Origin of the sequence: Nonlabens sp., assembly GCF_047636915.1 — a bacterium.
Taxonomy (GTDB): domain Bacteria; phylum Bacteroidota; class Bacteroidia; order Flavobacteriales; family Flavobacteriaceae; genus Nonlabens.
This window is the reverse complement of the sequence record NZ_JBLIGN010000106.1, coordinates 1-7,298: the sequence shown is the minus strand read 5'-3', so window position 1 is coordinate 7,298 and position 7,298 is coordinate 1. Positions and strand designations below refer to the sequence as shown.

5 protein-coding genes are annotated in these 7,298 nt (G+C 36.4%); 2 read left to right on the top strand and 3 right to left on the bottom strand.

Annotation, left to right across the window (positions count from 1 at the left end; translation table 11 throughout):
• The 3 genes from nhaB to ACJAT0_RS11790 form a co-directional block, all read right to left on the bottom strand.
• Positions 1-1,450: sodium/proton antiporter NhaB (nhaB, locus tag ACJAT0_RS11800; RefSeq protein ID WP_415181816.1), on the bottom strand; the 1,450-nt coding region annotated here is incomplete at its 3' end.
• The gene (locus ACJAT0_RS11795) at positions 1,450-2,676 is read right to left on the bottom strand and encodes a Glu/Leu/Phe/Val dehydrogenase dimerization domain-containing protein (RefSeq protein ID WP_415181815.1); all 1,227 of its coding nucleotides are present in this window, start codon (positions 2,674-2,676) and stop codon (positions 1,450-1,452) included. The genes ACJAT0_RS11795 and nhaB, both read right to left, overlap by 1 nt.
• A gap of 65 nt (positions 2,677-2,741) precedes the next feature.
• On the bottom strand, positions 2,742-3,797 hold the full coding sequence (locus ACJAT0_RS11790; RefSeq protein ID WP_415181814.1) for an anhydro-N-acetylmuramic acid kinase: 1,056 nt from the start codon (positions 3,795-3,797) through the stop codon (positions 2,742-2,744).
• Positions 3,798-3,874: 77 nt separating this feature from the next.
• Between ACJAT0_RS11790 and ACJAT0_RS11785 the strand changes: the two genes are divergently transcribed.
• Entirely contained in the window at positions 3,875-5,017 is a 1,143-nt protein-coding gene (locus tag ACJAT0_RS11785; protein ID WP_374002416.1) for an acyl-CoA dehydrogenase, read from the top strand.
• An 89-nt stretch (positions 5,018-5,106) separates the two neighbouring features.
• On the top strand, positions 5,107-6,123 hold the full coding sequence (gene galE / locus ACJAT0_RS11780; protein WP_415181813.1) for a UDP-glucose 4-epimerase GalE: 1,017 nt from the start codon (positions 5,107-5,109) through the stop codon (positions 6,121-6,123).
• Positions 6,124-7,298: the final 1,175 nt, after the last annotated feature.

Sequence of the window (7,298 nt, the reverse complement as noted above, 5' to 3'; positions counted from 1 at the left end):
ATGCCATCTTCACCATTTTACCGTATGATAAATTTATTAAAGGTGCTAAAGCAGAGGTCAATAAAAATAAGAATGCCGCCTGACCATTTGGAGTAGCCACACTAGGTAAGTTAGTCCCTGTGTTTATCGCTATGGCTAGGTGCTCGTATTGTTCCTTATTAATTACTCCTGCTTCATAAGCATTGCTCACCTCATTAACATAAACAGTTGCCACAAATACATTGTCAGATAGCATACTCAAGAATCCGTTTGCCAAATAAAATATGGCCGGCTGGCTGCTAGCGTCCTGTTCCAAAGCCCATCCTATAATAGGTGCAAATAAATGCTGGTCGTGAATCATCGCAACTATTACAAAGAACACCACTAACAAACCTGTAAAAGGAAGTGCCTCTTCAAAGGCTTTTCCTATACTGTGCTCATCGGTAATTCCTATAAAGGCAGTCTGTATAACGATTAATCCCAATCCTATAAACCCTACTGGGGCTATGTGAAGAGCAAGACCTGTAATTAATAACGCAGCAGATATCGCTTGAACTACAAGTGCATATTTCTCTTTAGCTGTACGTTCTTTGTCTCTCTTTTCCATCCATGCTTCTATAATATTTCTCGCTATAGGAGGCATTTTCTGACCAAAACCAAATGTCTTTGTAGTTTCTAGAACAGCTGTGGTTATTACACCAGCAATCAAAACAGGAATAGTTATAGGAGCCATCTTCAGAAAAAATTCAATGAATTGATTGTCCACACTTATAATTCCTGCAGCCGCTAATTTACCTCCTATTAATAGATTTTGCGGTTCTCCCACAATAGTGCACACACCACCTAAAGCAGTACCTACAACACCGTGCATTACTAGACTACGTAAAAAAGCGCGAAATTCCTCTAGTGCTTCTCCACTCAACTGCTTGCGGTCTAAAGTATTGTCTTTATTTAAGTCTAAATCACTGGAGTGGATTTCATGATAAACATTGTAAAAACCTATTCCTACGCTTATCAATACTGCTGTTACGGTGAGTGCGTCTAAGAAAGCTGATAAGAGCGCACAAATTAAAACGAACACCAGTGATAAAAGAAGTTTTGACTTAATTTTTGTAAAGAGTTTTACAAAAATAAACATGAGTAGCGGTTTCATGAAATAGATACCCGCTACCATAAAAACTAACAAAAGAATTACCTCAAGATTTTGAGAAACTTCTGCATAAACTCCACTCTCTAATCCTGGACCACCAGGTGTAGTTAATCCTAATAAAAGCACCTGTATGGCTAGCAATCCACCTGATTGTAGTGGATAACATTTTAAAGCCATGGCCAGACAAAAAATAAATTCGCCTATGAGTATCCAACCCATCAACATCCCGCTTAAGGTAAAGTAACCTGCTACATTAAAAATTAAAAAGGCGATTATGGTCAACTTGAACCACTTAGGACTGTTACCTAAAAAATATTTCATCAAACTATTTGTTTAAGTGCTATTTCAAATGCAGTAGAACTGATTTGTTTTTTTGAGCTGTTACTATTAAATGCATTTTGAATAGCATTGCGTATGGTTATACTTGTATCGTTAAAGATAGCCTCATCTGTCATTTGAACGCGACGTTCCATAAAGTAGGCAAATACTCTTGCCATTCCACAATTAGAAATAAAATCCGGGATTAAGCTTACCTGCTCATCTGTATGTTCCATAATAGAACCGAAGAAAATTTCCTTATCTGCAAAGGGTACATTTGCACCACAAGAAATCACTTCTAGTCCTGATGAGATCATCTGGTCTATTTGTTTTTTAGAAATGAGTCTTGATGCTGCGCAAGGAGCAAAAATTTCTGTCTTTATTTTCCAAATACGATCGTTTACCTCTTCAAAAGGAATCAATTCTTTGGCTCTCAATGTGTTTCCATCCTTGTTGAGAAATAATTCTGTAATTTCTTGATGGCTAAAACCGTCTTCATTAATCAATCCACCTACACGATCTATAATTCCTACCACTTTGGCACCCATTTGGGAAAGGTAAAAAGCAGCTGCGCTTCCTACATTACCAAATCCTTGCACAATAGCGCGCTTTCCCCTTACATCTCCACCGTAAATATTATAGAAGTGTTTTACCGCTTCTGCAACTCCGTAACCAGTGATCATGTCTGCAACCGTATATTTTTTAGTAACATCTGGAGAGAATGACGGGTTTTCAATTACCTTGATTACACCTTGACGCAATTGACCTATGCGATTGATTTTATCTGCCTCAGTTGGTGAAAAATGGCCGTTAAAGACACCTTCTTGAGGATGCCATACGCCGCAATCTTCTGTCATAGGAATAACTTCGTGAATCTCATCTATATTAAGATCCCCGCCCGTACCGTAATAACTCTTCAACAAAGGAGAAACTGCCTTATACCAGCGTTCTAAAACTCCTTTTTTACGAGGGTCCTGTGGATCAAAATTAATACCCGACTTTGCTCCACCTATGGCAGGACCAGAAACGGTAAATTTAATTTCCATAGTTTTAGCAAGAGAAAGCACTTCATTTTTATCAAGTCCTTTTCTCATTCTAGTACCACCGCCGGCAGCTCCGCCACGCAAACTATTGATAACTGTCCATCCTTCGGCATCTGTTTCTGGATCATTCCAGTGGAAAACGATTTCTGGACTAGCATTTTCGTAACGTTTAAGAAGTTCTTTCATATACCTATATGTCTTTGCACAAATATAAGATAGCTGCAAGTGGAAACTAACATTTTTAGAATTTCTTAAGGCAGATAAATACGCCCGCTACAATGATCGTGATCTGCACCTGTAACACTAGCCAAACAGTTGTTTTGATTGCGAAATCTTAAAACTCCTAACAGCGCAAAGATTAATGCTTCTTTATTTTCTACAATAATGGAATTTGGAATGATAATTTTTGCGGTGGTGTGCTTTTCTAAAGACTCTAGTAAATGGGTGTTGAATGTACCTCCTCCTGTTATTAATAAGGATTTATTTTCTTTTAAGTGCTTTGCAATTTGTAACGCGACGTGTTCTGTATAGGTAGCCAGAATATCATAAATATTTTCAATCTGATCAAGAATAGGAAATATATTCCGATTTACCCATTCCATCCCTAGAGATTTAGGTGCTTTTTGATGATAAAAGTCTAAAGCATTTAATTGGTCTAGAAGTGAGATTTGTAAGGTTCCTGCTTTCGCGAAAGCGCCACCTGAATCATACTCTTCACCTAACTTTAAAGAATAATGGTTGAGAACAACATTTACAGGGCATATATCGTATGCCATTCTCTGCCCATTTTGTTCAAAGCTCATGTTTGCAAAACCACCCAGATTCAAACAATAATCATAAGCTCCGAAAAGCAATCGGTCTCCTATGGGTACCAGAGGAGCGCCCTGACCATTCAACTCTACATCCTGAACTCTATAATCACAAATAACTCGCTGATTAATAAGTTGAGCCAGCTGTGGAAGGTTCCCTAATTGTAACGTGTATTTATTTTCTGGCTGATGAAATATAGTGTGCCCGTGTGAACAAACAGCTAACAAATTGTTGAGCCCGTTTTTCTCTATAAAAGTATTGATCTGCACCGCGAGGTATGCCGTATATTCCTGATTAAAACTGATTATGTCAGCTTTATCATAAGTTATAGCTAATGCCAGCTTTTTTTTTATCTCTGGCGTATAAGGAATGGTTTCTGCTATATGGATCTCAAAGCTCCAAGTCTCTTTGTATACTAAAGTAACATGTGCGATATCAATTCCGTCTAGAGACGTACCAGACATGACTCCTAAAACCTTATAGTACTGATGATTCATTAGTCAAAGATATTGAAAATGGTAAAGAATAGCATTAAATTTGCACAACGGAAAAATAACTAAAAATACAAGAATAAATGGATTTTGGCTTAACAGAAGAACATTTGATGATTAGGGATGCAGCGAGAGATTTTGCAAAAACAGAGCTTTTACCTGGTGTTATAGAAAGAGATAACCTACAAAAATTCCCTACAGAACAAGTAAGAAAAATGGGAGAACTTGGTTTTATGGGAATGATGGCATCTCCTAAGTACGGAGGTGGTGGAATGGATACTATTTCTTACGTACTAGTTATGGAAGAGCTCTCTAAAATTGATGCGAGTGCATCTGTAATCGTTTCTGTTAACAATTCGCTCGTATGTTGGGGACTGGATACGTATGGAAATGAAGCTCAAAAAGAAAAGTACCTCACTAAGCTTACTACAGGAGAATCACTAGGTGCTTTCTGTCTTTCTGAACCAGAAGCTGGAAGTGATGCAACTTCTCAAAAGACAACTGCCATAGACAAAGGTGACCACTACGTTCTTAATGGTACAAAAAATTGGATCACAAATGGCAACAGTGCAGATTATTACATCGTAATAGCTCAAACTGATAAAGAAAAGAAACATAAAGGAATCAACGCTTTTATAGTAGAAAAAAGTTGGGACGGCTTTGAAGTAGGTACTAAGGAAGATAAATTAGGAATACGCGGTAGTGACACCCATTCTTTAATTTTTAATGATGTAAAAGTTCCTAAAGAAAATAGAATAGGAGAAGATGGGTTCGGCTTTAAATTTGCGATGAAATCACTTTCTGGAGGTCGCATTGGTATTGCTGCACAAGCATTAGGTATTGCTTCTGGAGCTTACGAACTAGCCAGAGATTACTCTAAGGTCAGAAAATCTTTCGGTACGGAAATATGCAATCATCAAGCTATTGCTTTTAAACTTGCTGACATGCATACCAATATTACTGCTGCCCGTCACTTAGTAATGCAAAGCGCTTGGGATAAAGACCAAGGTCGTAACTATGATATGAGTGGTGCAATGGCAAAACTTTTTGCTTCTCAAACAGCGATGGATACATCAGTAGAGGCAGTGCAAGTTTTTGGTGGCAATGGTTTTGTAAAAGAATATCATGTAGAGCGATTAATGAGAGATGCTAAAATCACACAGATTTATGAAGGAACCAGCGAGATTCAAAAAATAGTCATTTCAAGAGGGTTATTAAGAGATTAATCTTCCTCTATCGAATTATCTAAAGGGCTGCAGAAATGGCAGCCCTTTTTATTCAAACGACTTCATAATAAATTGTAAGTTTACTAACCATGAAAATATTAGTTACTGGAGGTTTAGGATATATAGGTTCTCATGTAGTGGTAGAACTACAAGAGCAGGGTTATGAAGTAATTATCATAGATAATTTATCTAATACATCCATAGACGTATTAGACAATATAACTTCAATAACCGGGATACGACCGACATTTGAAAAGATAGATGTTAGGTATAAAGAGGCGCTACACGCATTTTTCAAAAGACACAATCCTATTGAAGGCATCATTCATTTTGCAGCGTCTAAAGCAGTTGGTGAAAGTGTCAATAGTCCTCTATTATACTATGAAAACAATGTCAATGCCTTAGTCTACTTACTTCAAAACATCCAAAATAATGATATTAGTTTGATTTTTAGTTCTTCTTGTACCGTCTATGGACAAGCAGAGCAATTACCAGTTACAGAAAATGCCCCGATAAAACCAGCCGAATCACCTTATGGAAATACGAAACAAATAGGGGAGGAAATTATAAGAGATACCTGCAAAGTAAAACCAAATTTAAAGGCCATCGCGCTGAGATATTTTAATCCAATAGGTGCTCATCAAAGTGCTAAAATCGGCGAATTGCCAATAGGTGTGCCACAAAACTTAGTTCCCTATATAACTCAAACAGCTATAGGTTTAAGAAAACAACTTTCTGTGTATGGAAATGACTATCCCACTAGGGATGGAACTGCCATTAGAGATTATATTCATGTGGTAGATTTAGCAAAAGCTCATGTTGCTGCTCTTTCTCGATTATTAAATAAAAAAGCGAAAGAGAACTTTGAAGTTTTTAACGTAGGAACGGGAACTGGTTCTACGGTCATGGAAGTAATTACAGCCTTTGAAAAAGCAAGCGGTGTAACGCTAAATTATAGAATCGTTGACCGAAGAGCAGGTGACGTAGTTGAAGCTTACGCCCAAACAGATAAAGCACGTAACATTTTAGGTTGGACTCCTAAATATTCTTTAGAAGAATCTCTTGCTAGTTCCTGGAAATGGGAAAAAATAGTAAGAGAAAAATAATCGGGTACCAGTGTTCCATTATGTAAACTTACAGCACCTTTTTTATGTGTAGAACAAAATGTTTCCAAGGTCAGCGGTTAATTACCTGTAAATTCTCTTTGATATATTTTATCAAACCCAACTATCTTTTTTACTGTAGGTTAGTGAAAATAAAAGACTTGCTTTAGAAATTGTTGTTTCTGCAACAAAACGCATTAGAAATAACTATTAAAGTCATGAAAGGCTAGCCGTGATTCAGCCGTTCTGATACACCATCCGACTTGACGAATCATAGTAGGTAATCCCTGAAATTCATTTTATTATTAGTTTCAATTTGGGTAGTATCCTATGCTTTTACAAAAATCTATATCCTATACAATTATGGGACATAAATTCAGGATCTCGACTGATAGGAATCAATATATACTCAAGAGATAGAGCAGACAAGTCATCTGTTATCACAGCATACATTCTTTATTTTTTTCATGTTATCTAATAGCTGAACAGCTGTTATGAATTTCTTTTTTTTACTGTTATACGCTCTACCGACTTTCCCTTTATCATTTCCATTAAGGACAAATTCATTTGGATGAACAGTTCCATCCATAAGATTAATCCAACTATACCAACATGCTTCTGAAAAGTTAAGCATAATCATGTGCTTTTTTCAATTGCCCAGTATCGTGCACAATATAGCTGAATGATCGAGTTGTTGTACGTAAAACATTTCACAACATAAAAAAAACCCTTCAAGTGCCTAATTTCAACTTGCACGTAATAGTGCATGTAGTAGCCTATTCTGTATAGCAAAGAATATTAATGTCAGATTTAAAAGACCTTGTGTACATATTTTGGATGTATGCTATTTTGTAAATTTATTGTTAAGCCAACAACGTTACTTTCACATAACAATAAGGCTTATCTACTAACAATGAAAACTAGGTTCATTTAAGAGCGATATAGGAAACTTAAGAACAAATCTAAAAAGTATCTATCATAAATAATTTTTTTCTTATCAAACTAAATGTGTAATGAACCTAACCCCAAAATAAAGAATTCTGCATATGGATGCGTTTTTATAAGGCCAGCATTTTAGTTGTTTCAGCAACCAAATATCCGAATAGAACTGTAATAACCTAAAGCTGTGGTCCATATATATGCTTATATATTATTTATCTAGATAAAGTAGGAAGCTA

Bases quoted from the DNA above. Each gene is read 5' to 3' on its own strand.
- ACJAT0_RS11795 (WP_415181815.1), bottom strand. From the start codon at position 2,676: ATGAAAGAACTTCTTAAACGTTACGAAAATGCTAGTCCAGAAATCGTT.
- ACJAT0_RS11790 (WP_415181814.1), bottom strand. From the start codon at position 3,797: ATGAATCATCAGTACTATAAGGTTTTAGGAGTCATGTCTGGTACGTCT.
- ACJAT0_RS11785 (WP_374002416.1), top strand. From the start codon at position 3,875: ATGGATTTTGGCTTAACAGAAGAACATTTGATGATTAGGGATGCAGCG.
- galE (WP_415181813.1), top strand. From the start codon at position 5,107: ATGAAAATATTAGTTACTGGAGGTTTAGGATATATAGGTTCTCATGTA.